This window comes from Ruegeria sp. R13_0, from assembly GCF_017743995.1.
GTDB lineage: Bacteria > Pseudomonadota > Alphaproteobacteria > Rhodobacterales > Rhodobacteraceae > Ruegeria.
In genome coordinates, this window is the sequence record NZ_JAGHRB010000007.1 from 132447 (window position 1) to 154180 (window position 21734).

The 21734-nt window shown below is 58.5% G+C and carries 24 protein-coding genes; 11 read left to right on the forward strand and 13 right to left on the reverse strand.

Going from position 1 to position 21734, the window contains the following annotated elements; translation table 11 throughout:
* Nucleotides 1–11: 11 nt before the first annotated feature.
* From J7394_RS11095 to J7394_RS11105, 3 genes are all read right to left on the reverse strand, one after another.
* Entirely contained in the window at nt 12–1115 is a 1104-nt protein-coding gene (locus J7394_RS11095) for a site-specific DNA-methyltransferase (protein WP_209253030.1), read from the reverse strand.
* A 107-nt stretch (nt 1116–1222) separates the two neighbouring features.
* Nucleotides 1223–1840 (reverse strand): ribonuclease HII, encoded by a 618-nt coding sequence (locus J7394_RS11100; protein ID WP_209253031.1) that lies wholly within the window; start codon nt 1838–1840, stop codon nt 1223–1225.
* A 111-nt stretch (nt 1841–1951) separates the two neighbouring features.
* Complete coding sequence (locus J7394_RS11105) at nt 1952–2419, reverse strand: hypothetical protein (RefSeq protein ID WP_170471446.1); 468 nt, start codon at nt 2417–2419, stop codon at nt 1952–1954.
* Between the two features lie 177 nt (nt 2420–2596).
* Between J7394_RS11105 and J7394_RS11110 the strand changes: the two genes are divergently transcribed.
* The 3 genes from J7394_RS11110 (at nt 2597) to J7394_RS11120 (ending at nt 5208) form a co-directional block, all read left to right on the forward strand.
* Nucleotides 2597–2884 (forward strand): hypothetical protein, encoded by a 288-nt coding sequence (locus tag J7394_RS11110; RefSeq protein WP_170375633.1) that lies wholly within the window; start codon nt 2597–2599, stop codon nt 2882–2884.
* Nucleotides 2856–3557, forward strand: coding sequence for a helix-turn-helix domain-containing protein (locus J7394_RS11115; protein ID WP_170460025.1), 702 nt, complete (start codon nt 2856–2858; stop codon nt 3555–3557). Before J7394_RS11110 ends, J7394_RS11115 begins: the two co-directional genes overlap by 29 nt.
* 73 nt (nt 3558–3630) lie before the next feature.
* The gene (locus J7394_RS11120) at nt 3631–5208 is read left to right on the forward strand and encodes a DUF427 domain-containing protein (protein WP_209253032.1); all 1578 of its coding nucleotides are present in this window, start codon (nt 3631–3633) and stop codon (nt 5206–5208) included.
* A 111-nt stretch (nt 5209–5319) separates the two neighbouring features.
* On the opposite strand, the gene J7394_RS11125 is transcribed toward J7394_RS11120, so the two are convergent.
* The 6 genes from J7394_RS11125 to J7394_RS11150 all read right to left on the reverse strand — a co-directional run bounded on the left by J7394_RS11125 (nt 5320) and on the right by J7394_RS11150 (nt 9037).
* A complete protein-coding gene (locus J7394_RS11125; RefSeq protein WP_209253033.1) occupies nt 5320–6114 on the reverse strand; it encodes a DUF1217 domain-containing protein in 795 nt (264 codons plus the stop codon).
* Complete coding sequence (flbT, locus tag J7394_RS11130) at nt 6111–6512, reverse strand: flagellar biosynthesis repressor FlbT (protein WP_170375637.1); 402 nt, start codon at nt 6510–6512, stop codon at nt 6111–6113. Before flbT ends, J7394_RS11125 begins: the two co-directional genes overlap by 4 nt.
* The gene (gene flaF / locus J7394_RS11135; protein ID WP_170460019.1) at nt 6509–6886 is read right to left on the reverse strand and encodes a flagellar biosynthesis regulator FlaF; all 378 of its coding nucleotides are present in this window, start codon (nt 6884–6886) and stop codon (nt 6509–6511) included. The genes flbT and flaF overlap by 4 nt, the downstream gene beginning before the upstream one ends.
* Before the next feature lie 77 nt (nt 6887–6963).
* Nucleotides 6964–8211, reverse strand: coding sequence for a flagellin (locus tag J7394_RS11140; RefSeq protein WP_209253034.1), 1248 nt, complete (start codon nt 8209–8211; stop codon nt 6964–6966).
* Between the two features lie 207 nt (nt 8212–8418).
* A complete protein-coding gene (locus J7394_RS11145) occupies nt 8419–8775 on the reverse strand; it encodes a flagellar biosynthesis protein FlgN (protein ID WP_170483155.1) in 357 nt (118 codons plus the stop codon).
* On the reverse strand, nt 8765–9037 hold the full coding sequence (locus J7394_RS11150) for a rod-binding protein (protein ID WP_209253035.1): 273 nt from the start codon (nt 9035–9037) through the stop codon (nt 8765–8767). Before J7394_RS11150 ends, J7394_RS11145 begins: the two co-directional genes overlap by 11 nt.
* A 112-nt stretch (nt 9038–9149) precedes the next feature.
* Here J7394_RS11150 and J7394_RS11155 point away from each other — a divergent pair, with 112 nt between their 5' ends.
* The 3 genes from J7394_RS11155 (at nt 9150) to J7394_RS11165 (ending at nt 11945) form a co-directional block, all read left to right on the forward strand.
* The gene (locus J7394_RS11155; RefSeq protein ID WP_209253036.1) at nt 9150–10337 is read left to right on the forward strand and encodes a flagellar hook-length control protein FliK; all 1188 of its coding nucleotides are present in this window, start codon (nt 9150–9152) and stop codon (nt 10335–10337) included.
* Nucleotides 10338–10340: 3 nt separating this feature from the next.
* Complete coding sequence (locus J7394_RS11160) at nt 10341–11003, forward strand: flagellar hook capping FlgD N-terminal domain-containing protein (RefSeq protein WP_209253038.1); 663 nt, start codon at nt 10341–10343, stop codon at nt 11001–11003.
* Between the two features lie 78 nt (nt 11004–11081).
* On the forward strand, nt 11082–11945 hold the full coding sequence (locus J7394_RS11165; RefSeq protein WP_371812001.1) for a phosphotransferase family protein: 864 nt from the start codon (nt 11082–11084) through the stop codon (nt 11943–11945).
* Here J7394_RS11165 and J7394_RS11170 read toward each other — a convergent pair.
* From J7394_RS11170 to J7394_RS11180, 3 genes are read right to left on the reverse strand one after another with little or no spacing between them, the layout of a single operon-like run.
* Nucleotides 11932–12924, reverse strand: coding sequence for an ABC transporter substrate-binding protein (locus J7394_RS11170; protein WP_209253039.1), 993 nt, complete (start codon nt 12922–12924; stop codon nt 11932–11934). The genes J7394_RS11165 and J7394_RS11170 overlap by 14 nt on opposite strands.
* Nucleotides 12903–14270 carry a sensor histidine kinase gene (locus tag J7394_RS11175; RefSeq protein ID WP_209253040.1) on the reverse strand — a complete coding sequence of 456 codons (1368 nt, stop codon included), beginning with the start codon at nt 14268–14270 and terminating at the stop codon, nt 12903–12905. The genes J7394_RS11170 and J7394_RS11175 overlap by 22 nt, the downstream gene beginning before the upstream one ends.
* A complete protein-coding gene (locus J7394_RS11180) occupies nt 14260–14928 on the reverse strand; it encodes a response regulator transcription factor (RefSeq protein WP_170460004.1) in 669 nt (222 codons plus the stop codon). The genes J7394_RS11175 and J7394_RS11180 overlap by 11 nt, the downstream gene beginning before the upstream one ends.
* A gap of 107 nt (nt 14929–15035) precedes the next feature.
* Here J7394_RS11180 and J7394_RS11185 point away from each other — a divergent pair, with 107 nt between their 5' ends.
* The 5 genes from J7394_RS11185 to J7394_RS11205 all read left to right on the forward strand — a co-directional run bounded on the left by J7394_RS11185 (nt 15036) and on the right by J7394_RS11205 (nt 20031).
* The gene (locus J7394_RS11185; protein WP_209253041.1) at nt 15036–16013 is read left to right on the forward strand and encodes a tripartite tricarboxylate transporter substrate binding protein; all 978 of its coding nucleotides are present in this window, start codon (nt 15036–15038) and stop codon (nt 16011–16013) included.
* A 69-nt stretch (nt 16014–16082) separates the two neighbouring features.
* The gene (locus J7394_RS11190) at nt 16083–16565 is read left to right on the forward strand and encodes a tripartite tricarboxylate transporter TctB family protein (protein WP_209253042.1); all 483 of its coding nucleotides are present in this window, start codon (nt 16083–16085) and stop codon (nt 16563–16565) included.
* Nucleotide 16566: 1 nt separating this feature from the next.
* Nucleotides 16567–18078, forward strand: a complete 1512-nt coding sequence (locus J7394_RS11195; RefSeq protein ID WP_170375649.1) for a tripartite tricarboxylate transporter permease — start codon at nt 16567–16569, stop codon at nt 18076–18078.
* Complete coding sequence (locus J7394_RS11200) at nt 18068–19255, forward strand: CaiB/BaiF CoA-transferase family protein (protein WP_209253043.1); 1188 nt, start codon at nt 18068–18070, stop codon at nt 19253–19255. The genes J7394_RS11195 and J7394_RS11200 overlap by 11 nt, the downstream gene beginning before the upstream one ends.
* Nucleotides 19252–20031: a citryl-CoA lyase gene (locus tag J7394_RS11205; protein ID WP_209253045.1), complete on the forward strand. Its 780-nt coding sequence runs from the start codon at nt 19252–19254 to the stop codon at nt 20029–20031. The genes J7394_RS11200 and J7394_RS11205 overlap by 4 nt, the downstream gene beginning before the upstream one ends.
* On the opposite strand, the gene J7394_RS11210 is transcribed toward J7394_RS11205, so the two are convergent.
* Complete coding sequence (locus tag J7394_RS11210) at nt 20028–21731, reverse strand: ABC transporter ATP-binding protein (RefSeq protein ID WP_209253047.1); 1704 nt, start codon at nt 21729–21731, stop codon at nt 20028–20030. The genes J7394_RS11205 and J7394_RS11210 overlap by 4 nt on opposite strands.
* Between the last annotated feature and the right edge of the window lie 3 nt (nt 21732–21734).

Here is a 21734-nt window from a genome sequence, read left to right on the forward strand (position 1 = left end):
TTTTCGTGATATCAGTTGTGCATCTCGGCCCGGATCTGCTGGCGCAGAACGTCGATCGGCACCGTTTTGCCATCGCGTTTGAAGCACCAATAGGTCCAACCGTTGCAGGAAGGGGCGTTCTCAAGATGTGCGCCAACCTGATGGATCGAACCTTTGACGTTGTCGCCAACCAACGTTCCATCCGCGCGAACCTTGGCTTTGTGGCGCTGGTTCATCGAATACAGCTCTTCGCCTGGGCGCAGCATCCCACGTTCAACCAACTGGCCGAACGGTACACGCGGCTCGGCGCGTTTGCTGGCGCTGACTTCCAGCGCCTCGCGGTCGAACTTGCGCACCTTCGAGATCCGCTTCTCGGCCACTTTACGATAGCTTTCCTCGCGCTCGATGCCGATGAACTCACGGCCCAACATCTTGGCGACGGCCCCAGTCGTGCCTGTGCCAAAAAACGGGTCCAAAATCACGTCACCCGGATTGGTCGAGCCAATCAGAACGCGGTGCAGCAGAGACTCGGGCTTCTGTGTCGGATGCGCCTTGTCGCCGTTTTCGTCCTTCAGGCGCTCATGCCCGGTGCAGATCGGCAAAACCCAGTCACTGCGCATCTGCACGCCTTCGTTCAGCGCTTTCAGAGCTTCGTAGTTGAACGTGTATTTCGCGCCTTCGCGCTTCGAGGCCCAGATCATCGTTTCATGCGCATTGGTGAATCGCTTGCCGCGGAAATTCGGCATCGGGTTCGACTTGCGCCATACGACGTCGTTCAAAATCCAATATCCCGCGTCCTGCAGGGCCGAGCCCACGCGGAAGATGTTGTGGTACGAGCCGATCACCCAGATCGCGCCGTTCGGCTTGAGCAAACGATGAGCCGCCTTCAGCCATTCACGCGTGAACCGGTCATAAGCACCTAAGCTTGAGAATTGATCCCAGTGATCGTCGACCGCATCCACCTGGCTGTTATCGGGGCGATGCAACTGGCCTTTCAACTGCAAATTATAGGGCGGATCCGCGAAGATCAGATCAACCGACGCCTCGGGCAGACTGTTCATCACGTCGATGCAGTCCCCAGATAGAATCGTGTTTAAAGGGAGCGCTTTTGCGCCCTTTTTGGTGGTCGTTGTCATATCACTGCCTCAAGTATCCACGGCGCTTTTGCGCTCATTTGGTTGACACAAGGATGAGTCAAAGACGATTCGCCGTCAATTTCTTTTTTGAATCAGCGACTTACGATTTACTCTTGATACAAGATATTGTGTACCGTCTTGAACGAACGCCTATGATGTGGGGTCACGCCAAGATTTTGCAGCGCCTCGCGGTGCTGTTTTGTCGGATATCCGGCGTTCGCCTCCCAGCCGTAGCCGGGATGCTGTTGCGCTAAATCCACCATCAGCTGATCGCGCCAGTTTTTTGCGATGATCGAAGCCGCCGCAATCGACACAGATTTACCATCCCCCTTGATCACAGCTTCGGACGGGATCTGCAGCCCGTTTGGAATCATGTTCCCGTCGATCAGAAGATAGTCGGGTGCCGGATCCAGTGCCTGCACCGCGCGCACCATGGCCAGATGCGAGGCGCGCAGGATATTGAGCTCATCAATCTCTGCGACCGAGGCCTCGGCCACGGCGATCTCGGCCCGGTCCCGCAACTCTGCCTCCAACGCTGTGCGTCGCTTGAGCGAGAGCTTCTTGGAGTCGTTCAGCCCTTCGGGAATATCGTCGGGGTTCAGGATCACGGCGGCAGCAACCACAGGTCCGGCCAACGGGCCGCGCCCGACCTCATCCACGCCTGCAATCCGGATATGGCCCTGCGCCTGCAGCCCCTGTTCAAGTTCATAAGTCGGTTTTGTCATCCCTTCGGAAAACCGCGTTTTCAAAGCCGCCGCAACAAAAAAAAAGAGAGGGCAGCTTGCGCCACCCTCTCTCAGCGCGGTGCTGTTTTGCACCACTCCTGCTCGACCGTGTTACTTGTAAACGACGCGGTATCCGTGATGGCGCAGGCATGCAGGTTCATACGCCCGCTTTACCTTGTTGCCATTCCAGAACCCGACCTTGCACTCTTGCGGCAGGCTGTTGGCATGTTTGTAGTGCTTCTTGAGGCACTTCGTGCCTAGCAGCGGACGTTGCCCGTAATTGTCATGCTGGCGCAGGCAGCGTTGTGGCAGGTCATACCGCGCCACGTGTCTGGGCAATGGCTTCACCTTGTGGTGTTTGACCTGAGGCGCGGTTTGCACGTGGTTGTATTGCCGTGCGGCCTTCTCGCGATCCTTGCGCTTTTCCTTGTTGTAGTAATGCACCCCCGCGCCAATGATCGCGATCGCGGCCAACCCCCCGAGGATATCCCCCGTATCCGCAGCACGCGCCTTTGAGGCCGATACGCCGGTAATCGCCATAGCTGTCGCGATGATCAGAGCGATGAATTTCTTGTGCATGATGCCTGTCCTTTCCGAGATTTTTGGCGACCCCGTGATGGACCGCGTCTTTGATGCCTCAACACTGGGTCCACCCCCCTCAGACAAGCAATATCGGCCCCGTGTTATTGGATATCAGGCGCTGCAAACCCCTTTGGTCATTGAATATCAGCCCAAGCCATGCGCAGGATGCAGCTTATGAAACAGATCTTCTCTTCTCTGGTCGCAGCTGCGCTGATATCGGTGGCCCCGGTGGCTTTGGCCGCGGAGTGTTATGCCGACTACAAGGCCAAACAGGACAACCCGTTGCGCCTGCACTACGGCGTGATGCAGGTTTCGTCCTGCGACAAGGGACAGGCAACGAGTGAAGTCGCCCAGCGCCTTAGCGGTTCTGGGTGGACCCTGCTGAATGTCCAGTCCGTCTTCGGGCCGGAAGGGTTGGATCAAAGGAAGGCCAATGCCGGAAAATTCTATCTCCGTTTCTGAGGCGCGACGCTCGGGCGTGCGTCTTGTCGGTCTGGGCATTGCCGCCATTGTCGTGATCCTGATCACCGCCGCGCTGTTCCTGTTCTGGACGCTGCCCGATGCCAACGCATTCAACGCCCGCGTCGAACGGCTGTTTGTCGAGGCGGATCTGACCTCGCAAACGGAAATCCGGTTGCTTGAGATTCTGGCCCAATCGGGAACAGCCTTTGCCGATACGCTTTCCAGCTATCGCATGGTGATCTATGTGCTGTTGGTCTTTGCCTGCGCAATGATGATCTCGGCCTTGGTGTTTCTGGTGATGCTTGCGCTACTGAACCGGCGCATGGCACAGATCGAACGCACCGGCATTCAGGTGACATCCCTGCTGATCAGTCGCGAGGAGAATACCGTCTATCTCAACAACATGGATTTCAAACTGACCCCAGCGGCCATGGAGACCCTCTCGGTGCTGGCAGAATCCCGATTGGATGATGAGGTCCTGTCAGGCGCACAGATCGAGGCGACGATCTCGGGTCGCGATGCTGCCGATTGTGACGAAGCCGCAGGCGCCACCCGTATAAAACGGCTGCGCGACGCCTTGGGCAATCAGATGGTCAGTGAGTTGCTGGTCAAGAATATCGCCAAAAAGGGCTATATGCTGTCGATCGAAAAAGACGTCATCCAGATGGTTTAGAATCCGCGCCCCTCTTGGAATGCCCGACCAAAACGCCCATTCTATAGGGACCCCGGGCAAGGGAGGGATGGCGATGAACGTCCACACCACACCAAAATCCAACGGTTATGACATCTCGGTCGAACACCTGTCCGACAGGATCGCGATTTTTCGCGATGGCCTGCTGTTGGCCGAAAGCCGGAACGCCAAGGTGATGTATGAAACCCGGCTACCGCCGACGATCTACGTCCCTCGTTCGGATGTGTGCGTCGACCTGAGCGGTGAAACCGGCCTGCAAACCTTTTGCCCTTTCAAAGGAACCGCGACCTACCACGATATCAATCTGCCCGGAGATCGCCTGGCCAATTCGGTATGGGCCTATGACGACGCCCTGCCAGAGAGCGCTGCAATTCAAGGGCATATTGGGTTCATGCCCAGTGCCTATACGGATATCGACCTGGGCAAGAACCAACTGCGCGACACCGAAGACACCAATATCAGCGGTCCGCTGATCGACTGGCTGATGCGTGGGGCGTCGCTGTCGGATACGCCCGAAGCATTCACCAAGGCGCTGGCCGAAAAGATGCTGGAACACGGTATCGCGATCCAGCGCCTCAGCATTCTTGCATGGTCCCTGCATCCCCTGATCGCGGGGAAACACTTCATCTGGGAAAAGGGCGAGGATGAGATCCTGACCCGCGCGCCCACCTATGAAATCTACGACCACCCTGCGTTCATCAACAGCCCGTTGCGCCATGTCTCCAATGGTTTGGGCGGCGTGCGACAAAGGGTGAACGACGAGAACCCGCATAACAGCTTTCCCATTATCGAGGATCTTCGCGCCAAAGGAGCTACGGACTATGTCGCCATGCCGCTGCCCTTCTCGGACGGTCGAACAAACGTACTAACGCTCAGCTGCGATCATCCCGATGGGTTCACGACAGAGAACCTTGGTCTGGTGTTCGAATGCTCCGCCGTGATCGCCCGTTTTTACGAGGTGTTTATGCAGCGCGAAAATGCGCAAGTTCTGCTGGAAACCTATGTCGGCAAACGCTCAGGCGCGCGCGTGCTGGGCGGAGAGATCCGGCGCGGCGACGGAGATGAGATTGATGCGGCCATCATGTTCTGCGACTTGCGCAACTCGACCAGCCTGGAGGAGAGCCTTGACCGGGATGCCTATATCAATTTGCTGAACGAGTTCTTTGAGACGGTCTCAGGTATCGTGGATGAAAACGGAGGCGAGGTTCTGAAATTCATCGGCGACGCCGTTCTGGCCGTTTTCCCAGCGGGTGAGGAACCCGCGCAAGCCCGCGCGAATGCCCAACAGGCGGCAACAGAAATCGTCGAAAAACTTGCCGAGCTGCGTTCAACGGATCCCGATATCCACTGCGACTGCTCGATCGGCGTGTCCTTTGGCCGGGTGACCTATGGCAATGTCGGCTCGCGCGAACGGCTGGATTTCACCGTTATCGGACAAGCCGCCAACGTCGCAGCGCGTCTGGGTGAGCATAGCAAATCGACCGGTTACCGCATTGTCGTGTCGCAAGACATTGAGCCAGCATGCTGCAATGCAATCCCGCTCGGCGATATCAAACTACGCAACGTGTCCCAGCCAGTCAGGTGTTTTGCCCTGCGAACGGCGGCAGATGTTGAGGTCGGTGGTCCAGCTTAACCTCGGCGAATTATCAAGCTCGCTGCGTTTGATTTGGTTCGACCATATGATGCGCAGGCTAGATTGGGTCCCATTCCACCACCCTGACGATTGGTACAAAAAGCACCAACTCTAGCCTGCACCCAACAAGATCAAAGCGGTCTGCGCCGGTGATATTGTGCTTTGCAGCTGCGCGATCTGACTGCGAGCCAGATACGTATCGGTCAGTTTCTGAATGGCCTCGGGCTCTGTGAATTGGGCCAGATCATCCGATCCGGTCAGGCCTGACAAACGGTCCTTGAACACCTCAAGCTGCCTATCCAGATCGAGCTGCGAAAACGAGGATGGCAGACCAAGCGCGGTCTCCATCATGCTGCGCAAGGGTGGCAAGCCCATCAAATCGAACCATTTCGTATCCGCGCTGCTGTCACCGGCAGCCAATTCGCCAAGTGCATGTTGCGCGTAGAGGGAAATCCGCATTGTGTCATTCGTCTCACCCACGGAAACTTCGAAACGGGACACCAGGTTGTCTTCGGCGATCTGCTCCATATTCGTGATCAGTCCGGTCTTGCGCACCTCTCCGGGGCCAAAACCGAAGGCTTGAGAAAACTCGCGATACCGCTTGTCGGACAATCGGTTGGACAGGGCATCATCGGCTCTGGTTCCATCCTCCAATATCTTTTGGATAAAGAACCGATTGTTGATGTCCTCTTCCAACCCGAAGGCGCCCAAGGCCACCTGTAGCAACCGGCGATCCGACACCAGATCTTCTGCGGATTGAACCTTGCTTATGTTTTCCAGAAAATACTGCCTGTCCCTCTGGTTGACGCTGGAGTTCGTAAAGCTCTCCAGCTGCGCGTCATAGGTCCGCTGCAAAAAACGCCAGCCCACAATGCCGCCAGAGGGTATGACAGGCTGGAATGTCATTGCTGGTAGGCCATCAGCCGCTCTTCCCGCGGCAGCAAGGAGCGGAGGGACTTGAGACATTTGTAATATTGCTCGGCCACCAGTGCTTCGGTCGCCTCGCTCAGAACACGACGACTGTCTGAATCCGTGAACACCTGGCTCAACTCCTCAACCCGGCGCAGCAATTGCTGTCGCGCCTGATCGGGCTCCATATCACCGGACAGCACCAGCTGCGCGGCATAGCAAACGCGGCGCACAGGCGTTGTGACTTCGTCCGGGTGGATCGCATCTCGCAGACGCAAAACGTTGGCTTGCGGTGTCATGATCGAAAACCGGCTGCGGCGGTCTCCATTCTCGATCACTACACCATTGATCAACACCCGCTCTTTCGGGGCAAGTTTCAGGACCAGGCCACTCATCCGGCGGCCCTCATGTGCCGTAGGCCGCGCAGAACGGCCATGTTGATCTCCAGCAAAGGTTCTACCGTCGCAGTATTCCCCAAAACCTGGGCGCTGTGCTGCTCGGTGAATTCGGCCAGGTAGAAAATCCGCGCGCGCAAATCCTTCGGCAGCGAGTTATCCGAGTCCGCCACGCCGGTTGCCAGCACGGTCCACAACCGCCGATTTTCATGCAATGCCTGAACAAATCCGGAAAAATCCGTCGCTTTCCGGGCTGCTGCTGCCTTTAGCCGGTGCGTGATTTTCGAGATCGCCTCATACTCAGTATCCCGCGGCGTGCGGGTCGGAGCGGCAGATTGCGCATAAGCGCGTTGAGCGTAGCTTTGCAGTGTCACTTGAAATCCTTCCAATAGGCCGTCTTCAGGCAGTCAGGACCGGGGCGTGATGTTCACGCCCCGGCCAGGTTCCGGATTTAACGGAACAGAGACAGGATCGACTGCGGCGCTTGGTTGGCAATCGACAGCGACTGGGTAGCCAGCTGTTGCTGCACCTGTAGAGCCTGCAAACGGGCCGAGGTTTCTTCCATATTGGCGTCAACCAGCGAGCCGATGCCCGATTTGAACGAGTCCGACAGGTTCGAAATGAACTCTTTCTGTGTTTCGATCCGACCCTGCGCCGAGCCGAAGGAGGCCGAGGCGTCGATCGCTGTGTCGATCAGACCCTCAATGGTACCCAAAGCAGCCAATGCTCCAGCGTCGGTCGAAACGTCGATCGAATCCAGAGCACCAAGCCCCCCCGCGCCGGCATTTGTGAATTGGGCCGCGATGGTCACGTCACGATCGGCATCAGCACCAGCCGTTGCAGTACCGGTCACAAAACTCAGGGTTCCCGGGCTGCCGGAGTCATAGTCGATCGCGACACCCGTGATCCCCAAAGAGTCGATCTTGTTCTTCAGACCCACGGCGACGATCGCATCCGTGTAGGCTGCATCATAGGTGCCCGAGGGATCGAGATCAGAGTCTTGAACGGTATAGGTCGCAACCTGATCACCCACCGCAATCGAAATCTTGTCGCCCGCTTCGAAGTTGTCGGTCGAGCTGTCGATCACGATATCACCACTGCCACCGGTCTTATCCATGGTGAAACCAGCAGTGTCGTTGTCAGTGGTCACGTTGTCCGAACCTGCCAGAACGCCCTTGGCGGTGTAGCCACCAACCGAAAGATCCTGAGCAGCGACGCTGATCGAAGACGCGGTCACGTCACCCGCCGCATCACGATCCAGAGACGCTAGGATCGACGCCGGACCCGAGGACCCGTTCACCAGGTTCAGACCGTTGAACTGAGCCGCACCAACAACAGATTCGATCTGATCCTTAAGCGCGCTTACGTCAGCGTTGATCTTGGCACGATCCACGTTGTCTTCCTGCGCCCCAACGATCTTTTCCTTCATCTGGGTCAGAAGGTCGGTGACAGTTTCAGACGCGTTCCGCGCAACGGCGACCGTCGACTCACCCAGCGAAAGGCTGTCTTTGATCGCGCTGAAGCCTTTGACGTCCGATTCCATCACTTTGGAAATCGCCCAGACGGCCGAGTTGTCTTTTGCTGTTGCGACATCCTTGCCGGTGGAGATCGCGTTCTGGGTCATCTCGAGGTTTTTGTTGACCGATTTCAGGGTCTGCAGCGCAACCATCGCGCCGTTATTTGTCAGAATACTGGACATAGTTCCATCCTTTTGCGTTAGGGCTTCAGCGCCCAAGATCACCCCGCTAGATCAGCGGGCTTTGGTGTCTTTCTGACCTGTGCGATGCGCCGTCCGGCCCTTCGCGCCACCCGCTGTTTCAGGTGCAGAACCACCTTTGACCTTGATCCCCTAACGGAGTGCTAAAGCGGCCCAACTCGAAATTTCAGATTTGAATCAACTCTGGTCCTATGCGCGTTTTTCCAGCTTTGCCTGACCTCGCACGGTGAATCCATTGCGCTGCCCGTCGGCCCCATAGGTGCTGAATTCCTGCCGGACGCGACGCAACTCGGCCATGCGGGTGGCAACCGCGCGAATCCCCTCGGCCGCGCTGTTCAGCAGCGCCTGATTGCGCTCCACCTTTTGATGGACGCGAAGCAGATCATCGCTGCTCAGCACCTGAAGATCGTTGATCGCACCGATCAGTTTCTCTTTTTCAGGGACCATATGATTGAGACGCTCAAGATCACCGTCCACAAGCGCGGCACGCTCAAGATCAAGAACCTCTTCCAGTGATTTGATCAGAAGATTGGGTTCATGTGTCATCGGAATTCTCCATCAAGGATTGGAACAGAAGTTCAGACAAGCCGACACCGCCGGATTGTGCCATTTGCCGGGCCTGTTGCTGCACAAGAAAGGACGAGAACTGGTCCTCTCCGGCCCCGCCTCCGAACGAATCGCGTGCTTTACCCAAGCCTGTGGATTTCAGCATTTCGGCCAGAAACGCCGCCTCAAGCTCGACCGCAGCCGCTTGCAGGCGGTCTTGGGTCGAGGGTGGCGGCATCGACTGGAGGGGAGGGATATTCATCGGCTTCTCCGAAAATTGCATCGAACTTTCTTGATCAAAGACGAAAGCAGTTAAAATAAACGTAACCTCCTTTGGGCAGTTTGACGGTCAACCACGACGGAGCCGGAGCAAAATGCCCAACCCTCTTACGCTGATGACACCAACGCAAACCGCGGCCGCAAAACCGGGGACACGCGAATCCACTCCGGAGACGTCCACGCGCTTTCAGGACATTCTGGAGGAAGAGACGCCGCAGCCTGAAACCGAGGATGAAGCCGTCGTTGAACAGGACATCGTGCCCGAGGACTCTGCTCTCGAAGAAGTTCTCGGGCACCCCCTGCCAGTCAAGCCCGACGCTCCTGAGGAACAGGTGTTTGAGGACCTCGCCGCACTGCCCGTGCCGAGCGCGACGCAGGTACCGCAAGGGTCTGAAACTGCGCCTGGTTCCTCAAAAATTGAGGGTGCAGAGGCGCCGAAAACCGACTCGGGTGCAATGCAACAGGTTTCGATTGCGCCACCGCCGCGCCCCGAGGTCGAAAACACGCACAATTCAGCTGTTCAACCACAGCCCACCACAATCCAACCGGAGCCAACCAAGGCCTCGGACAGTCAGGCCTTGCCTGCGAAGCCGATTGCTGGACCGCCTGTTCCAGTTGAGCGTGCGCAACCTTCCGCTTCGGTGCTATCCGCTGAAACAGCGGCTGCGCTCCAGACAAACGCGGCTCCAACTACGCCTCAGCCTCCCAGACCCACGCCGACTCTTGCGCAGATGCAGGTGATGGCGTCCGTGCGGAACGCAGATGCCGAAACCGCCACGGCGATTCGTGAAACTGATGGGGTGATTGCCACGCGCGAAGAACCACTGTTTCAAAACGTCCGCGACACGGCGTCGGCTGCACAGCCCGCAACGCAGGCTGCCAGAGCTGAGATCACCCGCGCCATCGCCGGGCAGATGGCAGCAGCGATTCAGGTTCGGACTGGTTCCGGCGCGATCGAGATCGCGCTCAGCCCCGAGGAACTGGGGCGGGTTTCCATCACGCTCAATGGTCGCGAGGATGGGATGGTTCTGACCATAGCCGCCGAGCGCCCCGAAACACTGGACCTGATGCGCCGGCATCTTGCTGTGTTGGAGGCCGAATTCCAAAGCCTTGGATATGGCGACATTTCGTTTGATCTAAGCACATCGGACGATGCGCAGGATGATACCGCAAACCCGAAGGCAAGCGACTATGGCCTTTCCCATTCGGCTGAATCGGATACGCCAAGCGCTCCGGTCATTCCCCGAAATCTCTCGGGCCGTGGCATTGATATGAGGCTTTGACCAATGATCACTCCCATAAGTTCCGCCCAGACGGCAGCACAGACCCCGACCTCGGCCGCATCACAAGCGTCCAAGCTGACCTCGGATTTTGAGACCTTTTTGCTGATGCTCACCGCACAAGCGCGAAACCAGGACCCTTTGGAACCTATGGATTCCTCGGAATACGCGTCTCAGCTGGCTCAGTTCTCGATGGTTGAACAGCAGGTTCAGACCAATGACCTGCTTTCTTCCCTGAGTACGGCCTTGGGGGGGCAAAAGCTGAGTGAACTGTCCAATTGGGTGGGCGTCGATGTTCGATCCGCTTCAGCCTTTCGATTCGAAGGCCAGCCGGTCACTCTGTTTGCTCAGGCCGATGCAACAAGTGATGAAGCCATCATGGTGATCCGCAATTCAACCGGTACCGTGATCGACCGCATTCCCGTCAATCACACAGACACTGAATTCCTCTGGGCCGGAACCGACGCTTCGGGCAATCCGCTGGGACAAGGCACGTATTCCGCCACGTTGGAGAGCTACAAGGATGACGAGCTGTTATCGCAACGTCTGGCCGCCAGCTATAACCGCGTGGTTGAGGCGCAAATCGCTGATGGAACGGTGCATCTATCCCTGCAAAGCGGGGCCGCTGTGCGCTCGGATGAAGTGACGGCGATCCGAACAGGCGCTTGATCTGGCTGGGCCGACAGTCCAAACCTTGGCAGATCACGATTCCCTTGCTGAGCGGTATGTCCCCTGCCCCATATCAACGTGCCTCCACCAGATCTGCTTGACCAGCTGCGCACGCGCAAGCTGATCACGGGGTCCGTGCAGTTCGAACCTCTGTTTGGGGGTCGAACCAATATGGTGTGGAAGGTTCTGGGGGAGAGTGGCGACACGGTATTGAAGCTTTACCGAAACAAACTGCGCAACCCCATGTTCCGCAATGATGCCCACCTCGAAGCGCTGTGTCTGCGCGCGTTTGAGCAGGACGGGTTCGTGCCCCGATTGCAGGCAACGGGACAACATCAGGGCGACGCCTGGGTTCTGTACGATCACGCACCGGGTCGCCCTTGGGAAAGTGGCACGGCTCAGGTCGCTTCTTTGCTGCGCAAATTACATGGCTCGACGGTCGATTTACCGCTTCCTTCGGGACGGAACGGCAGCGCTGATTTGGCCCGCCACGGGGCCGAGCTCTTGGCGTTGTGTTCCTCCAGCTTGCGAGATCGCGTCACCGCAATGCGGCCCGAGGACCCCGTGCCGCCAACAAAAAGAACGTGTCTGATCCACGGCGACCCTGTGGCCGGGAACATTCTGGTGGACGGCTCCAACCTGACCCTGATCGACTGGCAATGCCCGGCGATTGGCGATCCTTGCGAGGATCTGGCCCTGTTCCTATCGCCTGCCATGCAGCATCTGTATCATGGCGCACCGCTGGCCCCGGACGAACGCGCACGATTCCTGACTGAGTATGGTGACCCCGAGACAGTTACCCGCTACGACGCGTTGCAACCATGGTACGCGTGGCGAATGGCGGCCTATTGCCTGTGGCGGTCTGAGAACGGATCAACAGACTATGAAAAGGGCCTGCAGCTTGAGCTAAAGGCCCTTGAGGATCGCGCTATTTCTGAATGACGGCATCTTCCCAGGCCGTCAGGAATTTCCTGCGTTTGAGCGTGTCGAGATAGGTCAACAAAGCGGGCTCCAGCGTGATAACTGCGGTCTCTTGCTCCTGCTGTGACGTGAGCAAGGGTAAAGGTGCCAGCTCAGGCCCTGCAACGATCAGGTGGCGGACAAACGCCTCGGCGACGGCAGGATATTGCGTGTTTTTCACCACCATTGCCGTTCGCATCATAGTGGTCTGAAAATCGCTGGGCAGAATGACCTCGAGCGCTTCTTTGCCTTCAACCCGTGCCGTCGCGTAGCTGCCAAGCACGTTATAAGCGACCGCGATCGAGCCGCTTGTCAGATCGTCAATCATGTCGCCCGAGCAGCAATACAGACGCAGGTCCAGCCCGCCCATGACCTCCATCAGGCGCCAAAAGGTCTCGGAGGCGCGGGCATCTTGCGTGGCGAACAAATAACCCAAGCCAGATTGGCGGATATCATAGGTGCCGACCTTCCCACGAAAGGCTTCGGGGCGCGCGCGCAGGGCCTCGATCAGTTCCTGCCGGGTTTGCGGAACGGGATACCCAGCGAAGGCCGCACGGTTGATGACGATGGCCGCCGGTTCCTGGGTAAAGGCAAACAGGCTGTCGTGCCACTGCGCCCAGTCCGAACCGGGCATATTCTCCAGCGGCATTGCGAACCCATCATTCGCAAGTTTCAACTGCAGATCCATCGCGCTGGAAATGACAACATCAAACGCCTCAGGCGCTGACCGCACACGCGCATTCAGATCGGCGGTTCCGGTCACCAGATACTCTACGGAGACGTCCGGGTTTTGCGTCAGGAACCCCTCGATCAACGGTGCGAAAAGCGCGGTGTCGGTGCTGGAGATGATGCGCAAACGCGGACCATCAGCGGCAGCGTTGAACACCCGCTGGTCCTCCCACTCCTCGGCCATGCAGGCTGAGGCCAGAAGTGTGACGATCAAAGCGACAAGGTAACGCATGCGCCTTTGCCTTTTCGGTTGGTCAGAATCAGATCGCCGCCATGGGCCTTCGCGACATCCTGAACGATGGTAAGACCAAGCCCCGAGCCAATGGTCCCGGCCGCATTCTTGCCGCGCTCGAACCGCCGGGTGAGCGTGTCAATTTCGCTTGGTGGAAAGCCCGGCCCCTGATCGCGCACGCTGATCTGCGCTTGCGTCCCTTGCGAGACCTCGATCTCGACCACACTTTCGGCGGGGGCATATTTTAGCGCGTTGTCGACCATGTTGCGTACCGCATTCTGGATCAGGATCGGATCGCCCGAATAGATCACAACGGGGTCTCCGACCAATGTCAGGGAAAGGTCCTTCATCTCGGCAATGGGTGTGAGGCGCTGAACCAGATCGCGGACGAGGGCGACAAGATCAATCTCTTCCCGCTCCAGATGATCGGCGCGAAAAGTGATCATTGCGTGATCCAGCAATTGCCCCGCCGCCCGAGAGCTTTCGTCAATCGCCCGTACCATCGAGCGCAAAGCCTCTCGATTCTCTTCCTTTTCAACGCGTTGCAACGTCGCGTCCGCATAAGACCGAACCGTTGCCAATGGCGTCCGAACCCGGTGCGCCGCCTCGGCTATAAAATCCTCGGACTGGCTGAGCGACTGATCCAAACGCCCCATCAAAGAGTTCAACGACGACACAAGCGGGGCCATTTCCCGTGGCACCGGTTTTCTGAACGGGCTGAGGTCCTGAGGCCCCCTGCGCGTCACCGATGTCGTCAGCTTGTTCAACTGCCCGATGGTGGCCGAGGTCGCCCAGAAAGATAACCCGGCGACCAAGGTAAAAAAACCGATCCCCAGATACGCCGCATTTCGTGAAATCTGCCTGAGAGTTTCGGCTAGTGCGTCTTGCGTTTGACCAAGGGCCACTTCGACTTCGGTCCGGGTTCCTAGCCCTACCAAAGTGCGGCTGGCGCTGACCTGGCGAATGGTCTCTCCGCGCACCTCGCCCGATTGAAAAACCCATTCGCCGTTGGGCCTTCCATTCGTGGCTGAAAGATCATCGTAGCCGGATAGCAGTTCTCCGTCCTGAAAGATGGCGTAAAACACCCGATCATCCGACGGCGTACTTAGCATCGAGAAGGCGGCGTAGGGAATGTCGACCTCAAGCTCTCCGTCCCGCAGAGCGACGGCATCGAGGATCGAGGTGACGGAGGCACCAAGGATATTGTCCTGCCCTTGCTGCGCGACGCGCGCGGCATAGCTGCGTACTGTAAAGAACAAAAGCAACGCCAGAATGGCCGCGCCGCCAATCAGGGTCAGCACCAGACGGTTGCGCAGAGATCCTGAAACCGCGGGGCTAGCTGACATGATCCAGCCTGTAGCCTAGGCCACGCAACGTGGTGATCTTCAACTCCGATCGCTCCAGATGCTTGCGCAGGCGGGCGACATAGACCTCGATCGCATTGTCCGAGACATCGTCGTCATAGGAAAACAGCCTGTCCGCCAGCTTTTGTTTCGAGAACACCTGACCGGGCGCATTGATGAAGAACTCCAACAGGCGCAGTTCCCGGTTGCGCAGCGACAGGGTCTCACCGCCGACAATCAGGTGACCGGCAACCGGGTCGAAGACGATACCGCCGATCTCGATCGTCGATTTGGCGATCCCGGATTTGCGACGCAAAACGGCGCGGCAGCGGGCCTCAAGCTCGGCGTGGTCGAAGGGCTTGGTGACATAGTCGTCGGCCCCCAGATCCAGCGACCCGATTCGATCCGACACCTGACTGCGGGCGGTCAAAACGATGACAGGTGTATCCAGATGACTTGCACGGTGGCGTTTGAGGAAATCGCGCCCATCCCCATCGGGCAGCATAATGTCCAACAGGATCAGGTCGTATTCCTCTGCCTCGACGAACGCGGTTGCATCGTCCAAAGTTGCAGCATGATCAACGACATGGCCGTCCAGTCGCATCCGCGAACCGATAGCGTTCGCGAGGTCCATATTGTCTTCGACCAGCAGGAATTTCATGAGGCGTTCGTAGTATTTTCGCGCGTGACAGGTTGATGTCAGGTTGATGTGTTTTCTTGACCACAATCTGAGCCGCCAAGCGGCCAGTTGTCAAATGGGAGGACATCATGACAACTTTCAAACTGGGCCGTCGCGCCCTGATCGCGGCTGTGGCCGCTGTTGGTCTTGCCGGGCCGTCTTTCGCCGATGAGGTCGTGGACAGCATCCACTTCCTGATCCCCGGCGGCGCAGGCGGCGGCTGGGACGGCACTGCGCGTGGCACAGGCGAGGCGCTGACCAAAGCGGGGCTTGTGGGTACCGCATCTTACGAGAACATGTCGGGCGGCGGCGGTGGTAAAGCCATTGGCTACCTGATCGAAAACGCCGAAAGCAACCACGGCACTCTGATGGTGAACTCGACCCCCATCGTGATCCGCTCACTGACGGGTGTGTTCCCACATAACTTCCGCGACCTGACGCTGGTCTCGGGCACAATCGGCGACTACGCGGCCATTGTTGTGGGCAAGGACAGCCCGATCAATTCGATGGCGGACCTGCTGGCCGCCTATGACGCGGACCCGGGTGCAACAGCAATCGGCGGCGGCTCGGTTCCGGGCGGCATGGACCATCTGGTTGCGGCCATGGTGATGGAAGCAGCAGGCAAGGACGCGCTTGGCGTTAAGTACATTCCTTATGATGCAGGCGGCAAAGCCATGGCAGCCTTGCTGTCGGGTGAGATCGCAGCGCTGTCCACCGGCTTCTCGGAAGCGGTTGATCTGGCCAATGCGGGCGAGGTGAAAATCATCGGTGTGACTGCGGATGAGCGTGTGGACGCAGCGCCCGACGCACAGACAATGAAGGAACAGGGCATCGACACCACCTTCGTCAACTGGCGCGGTTTCTTCGCAGCGCCCGGCCTGCCCGAAGACAAGCTGGCCGCCTACCAAGACGCCATCGCCAAGATGTATGACACCCCCGAGTGGGAAGAAGTACGTGCGCGCAATGGTTGGGTGAACATCCACAACTCGGGCGACGATTTCTCGACCTTCCTCGAGCAGCAAGAACAGCAGATCAGCGATCTGATGAAGAAGCTGGGCTTCCTCTAAGCACCACTCACGGCAGAGCGGCCCGCCCGCTCTGCCACAATCAACAAAAAACACGAGGGAGGGGATGTCATGGCGCTGGATCGCTGGATCGCGCTTGTTTTGCTTGGGGTCTGTCTGGCCTATGGCTACGCCGCTTGGTTTACGATGGATGGCAGCCTGCCCCCCTTCATGCAGCGCAACCCCATTTGGCCAAGCACCTTCCCGAAAGTGCTGTCTGTTCTGGGCATCATCGCCTGCACGATCATCCTGCTGGGGTTTGAGAAATCCGAGCCGAAAGCGGCCGATATCGACTACCGCCGTCTGGGTGACTACCACCTTAATCAAGCTTTAATGCTGTTGGCCCTGATGGTGATCTACGCCCTGTGCCTGCGGCCCGTCGGCTTTCTGATCTCAACTTCTGCCTTCCTGATCCTCGGCTCGTTCATTCTGGGCGAGCGCAAGTGGCACATCATGCTACCGGTCGCCTTCATCGCCACCGGCGCGGTCTGGTATCTGGTTCAGGAAGTCCTGGGCATCTACATGCGCCCCCTGCCGGGCATTTTCGGAGGCTGACATGCTTGAAGGACTTCTGATCGGCCTGCAAACGGCATTCTCAATTCAAAACCTGCTGATGGTCATTGCTGGCTGTCTGATCGGCACCTTCATCGGGATGCTTCCGGGCCTCGGCCCGATGTCGATCATCGCCATCATGATCCCGGTCGCAATTTCAATGGGCGATCCGTCCGCGGCCCTGATCCTGCTGGCAGGCGTCTACTATGGCGCGATTTTCGGCGGATCGACCTCTTCCATTCTGCTGAACGCACCGGGGGTTGCGGGTACCGTGGCCTCTAGTTTCGATGGCTACCCAATGGCGCGGCAAGGCAAGGCCGGTAAAGCACTGACCATCGCGGCCATTGCCAGCTTCGCGGGTGGCACGCTCGGCGCCATTCTGTTGATGGTCTTCGCGCCAGCACTGTCCTCAGTCGCGTTGCTGTTCCATTCGGCCGAGTACTTTGCCCTTATGGTCGTAGGCTTGTCCGCCATCGCGGCCTTTGCAGGGTCGGGTCAGGTCGCCAAAGCAATGATCATGACGATCCTCGGCCTGATCATGGCAACCGTTGGCGAAGGCGCATTGTTCAACCTGCCCCGCTTCACCATGGGGATCATGGACCTGCAGTCCGGCTTTGGCTTCATTACGCTTGCCATGGCTATGTTCGCACTGCCCGAGGCGCTGTTTCTGGTACTGAAGCCCAAAGACCTGAAAGGCGACGACGGAGAAATCAAAGACCTGCGCATAACCAAGGACGAAGCGAAAGCAATTGCACCCGTCATTGGCCGTCAGTCGGTTCAGGGCTTTTTCATCGGCGTCTTGCCTGGGGCTGGGGCGACAATTGCCAGCTTCCTTGGCTACGCGGTCGAACGCAATATTGCACCGAAGCAGGAACAGGAAGAGTTTGGCAAAGGCTCGATCAAAGGTCTGGCCGCACCGGAATCTGCCAACAACGCGGCCTGTACCGGGTCATTCGTACCACTGCTAACGCTGGGCATCCCGGGGTCGGGCACGACGGCCATCCTGCTGGGCGCTCTGATCGCGCTGAACGTGACACCCGGCCCGCGCCTGATGGTGGATGAGCCTCAGATCTTCTGGGCCGTCATCATGTCGATGTTCATCGGCAACCTGGTGCTGCTGATCCTGAACCTGCCGCTGATCCCCTACATCGCCAAAGTGCTGGCCGTACCGCGCAATTTCCTGATCCCGTTCATCCTGTTCTTCACCCTGATGGGTGCCTATATCGGCCAGAACAACGCGACCGAACTGCTGATCCTCGTCGGCTTCGGCATCTGCGCCACCGCGCTGAAATTCGCCGATTACCCCCTCGCACCGCTTCTGATCGGGTTCATCCTTGGAGGAATGATGGAGGACAACTTTGCCCGCTCGATGCAGCTCTATGACGGTATCGCTTTCATCTGGGAACGCCCGATGACCCTAGGCCTGCTGGTGATCGCCGTCCTTCTGGTTCTGCTGCCAAGCTACCGCGCTCGCCGTGCGCGGGCACGGGCCGCGGGGATTGCGGATGGGGATTGACCCTCTGTCCGGCATCCGCGTTCTGGATCTGACGAACGTGCTTGCCGGCCCCTATTGCTGCTACCAGCTCGCATTGATGGGCGCCGAGGTGATCAAGGTCGAACGCCCCGGCTCCGGCGATCTTGCCCGGGTGTTGGGTGCTGATCCTGAGCGCAACAAAGCTGGAATGGGAATAAGCTTTCTGGCGCAAAATGCCGCGAAGAAATCCGTTACGCTGGATGTGAAACATGAGCACGGCAAAGTTCTGCTGAAAAAGCTTGTTCGAACCGCCGATGTTCTGGTCGAGAATTTCAGGCCCGGTGTTATGGATCGATTGGGTCTGGGCTTTGAAATTCTGAAAGCCGAAAACCCGCGACTGATCTACTGCGCGATCAGCGGCTTTGGGCAGGACGGACCCCGCCGCGATGATCCAGCCTATGACCAGATCGTACAGGGCATCAGCGGCGTCATGTCCATCACCGGCGCGCCGGACACGGCCCCTTATCGTGTTGGCTACCCTCTGGCTGATACAGTTGGCGGCCTGACCGCAGCATTCGCCATCTCATCCGCCCTGAACGAGACCCCACGTGGCGCGTTTCTGGATGTTGCGATGACCGAGGCGGTGATTTCTACGATGGGTTGGGTCGTCTCGAACTACCTGATCGGTGGCGTTACGCCTGCCGCGCATGGGAACGAAAACACAACCTCGGCCCCCTCGGGCACCTTTGCCACTGCAGACAGTCCGATCAACATCGCTGCAAATCGGGAAGAACAATGGCAAGCACTGGCTCGGCAACTGGGTCGGAACGACCTGCTGGACGATCCAGCCTACACAACACGAGAAGATCGCAAGACCAACCGTCACGCCTTGCGCGCGGAATTGGAGCACACGCTGACCACGCGACCAGCAAAGGATTGGGTGCGAGAGTTGAATGATATTGGTGTGCCCACCGGGCAGGTTCTAACCGTCGCCGATGCGCTCGACGACCCGCAATTATTTGGGCGCGGTTTGATCGGTACCCTGGACATTCACGGTGAAGACCTACAGCTCGCTGGCAGCCCTATTGTCATGGACGGCGCGCGCAAACATCCTGGGACCCCGCCGCCGGAATTGGGCGCTGATAACTCCGAAATCTGGTCTGAACTCGGGCTGTCGCAGGATGAGATCGACGCCTTGAAAAAGGAGGGCATCATATGAGCGATGTATCCGATTGGTGGCAAACCTCGATCATCGACATGGAGCCTGGCCGGATACACCTGCGTGGAGAGCCGATCCAGGCTTTGATCGGCAATCTGGGTTTCGCCGAAATGATCTGGTTCATGCTGCGCGGCGAGAAACCGACCGAAGCACAAGCTCGTTTGTTCGAAGCAGCTTTGGTTGCGGCGGTCGATCACGGTCCGCAAGCGCCTTCAATCGCAGCCGCCCGCATGGCAGTCACCTGCGGTCTGCCCCTGAACAACGCGATGGCAAGCGCGGTCAACATGCTGGGCGATGTGCATGGCGGGGCCGGAGAGCAGGCGGTGCTGCTTTATCACTTTGTTGCAGGGCATTCGGGCGAATTGGGGCAAGCGTTGGATGATTGGATCACCACTCACGGAAAGATTCTGCCGGGCTTTGGCCATCGCTTTCACACTCCGACCGATCCGCGCGCCCCGCGCCTGATGGCACTGGTCGCCGAAGCCGTCGAACAAGGGGCATGCAGCGGTGATTTCATGGGGATCGGGCAGGCGATTGAGGCTGAGCTGGCCCATCGCAAAGGTATACCCGTCCCGATGAATATCGATGGCGCGACGGCAGTGATCTATGCCGAGTTAGGCTTTGCCCCACCTTTGGCACGAGGGTTGTTCTGTCTTTCCCGTTCGGTCGGCATCCTGACTCACGCATGGGAGCAGATGGAGCAAGGTGGCCGCAATAAGGGACCGACCCCGCCCGCCTATCGCTGGACTTATGTGGACCCCAGAACCAAGACCTAAACGTCCAGTCCTTCGGTCGACAGATCATCAAGTCGCGGCATCAGGTGCAATAGTTTCTTGGCGTAGTCCGTCTGCGGGTTGGCGAACAGGGCATCGGTCTCTTGGATCTCGACCATCTGCCCTGCCTTCATCACCGCAACGCGGTCGCACATCTGCCTCACGACCGGAAGATCGTGGCTGATGAACAGCATCGTCAGGCCCAAATGCTCTTGCAGGTCCTTCAGAATGTTCAGGATCTGCGCCTGGATCGAGACGTCCAGCGCACTGGTCGGCTCATCGCAGATCAGGAACCGAGGCTGCGTCGCCAAGGCGCGCGCGATGGAGATCCGCTGACGCTGCCCGCCCGAGAACTCATGCGGGTATTTCAGGCCCGCTTCCGAGCCCAGCCCGACCTGATCCAACAGCTCATCCACCCGGCGCTTGACGTCTGAACCGCTCATGAGGCGGTGATGGCGGATCGGTTCTGCCACGATCTCGTCCACGCGCATTCTGGGGTTCAGCGAGGAATAGGGATCCTGAAAGATCATCTGTATGTTCTTGCGATAAGCATCCTGAACGGCTTTGTCGCCCAAATCACTGACCAACTGCCCATCAAACATGATCGAGCCGCCATCGACCGGGTACAAGCCAGCAATCATCCGCGCCACGGTGGACTTGCCCGAGCCGGATTCACCCACAACGCCGAACACCTCGCCCGCACGGATATCAAAGCTCACGTAATCGACGGCGGTAAAATAGGTCCGATCCCAAGGTAAAAGTCCGCGCCGTTGCAGGAAGCGTTTGGTCAGGTTGCGGATTTCGAACACCGGCTTGGACGTGTCGTTGTCCACTTTCGGCCAATGGCGCGCCATATCCTCGATCGCGAAGCGCGTCTCACGCCCGCCATAGCTGATCTGAGGGAAACGGTGCAGCTTAAGCGTCGGCCGTGGCACCGCCGCGATCAGCGACCGCGTGTATTCGTGTTGGGGCTGCCCCATCACCTGCGCGGTTGTTCCGGTTTCGACAACCTTGCCAGCATACATAACGGTCACGCGGTCGGTCGTATCGGCGATGACGCCCATGTCATGGGTGATCAGAATGACGCCGACCTGCCGTTCCCGCGCCAATTCCTTGATCAGGTCCAGAATCTGCGCCTGAACCGAGACATCCAGCGCCGTTGTCGGCTCATCAGCGATGATCACATCTGGTTCGGTACACAGCGCCAAGGCGATCACCACCCGTTGGCGCATCCCGCCCGAGAATTGGTGCGGGTACTGATCCAAGCGTGTATCGGGGTCCGGGATACCCACCCGGTCAATCAGGTCCCGGGCGCGTTGATTGGCCTCGGCGTCGGTGCAACCCAGATGGGCCAGGATGGTTTCGGTCAGCTGCTCTCGCACCGTGAACAAAGGGTTCAGCGAGGTCAGCGGGTCCTGAAAGATCATCGAGATCTTCTTGCCGCGCAGACCGCGCATCGCTTCGGCATCGAGGCCACTGATCTGTTCTCCGCCCAGCTTGATCTGGCCGCTGGCGATCCGCCCGGGACGTTCCAGCAGCCCCATGACAGCCGCACCGATGGTGGATTTGCCTGCACCGGATTCGCCCACCAAACCGTGGATTTCACCCGGCTCGACGGACAGGTCTGCGCGATCCACCGCAGTGAACAGCCTGCGGCGGGTCGGGAATTCGACGGTGAGGTCTTGGATGGTCAGAAGGCTCATTAG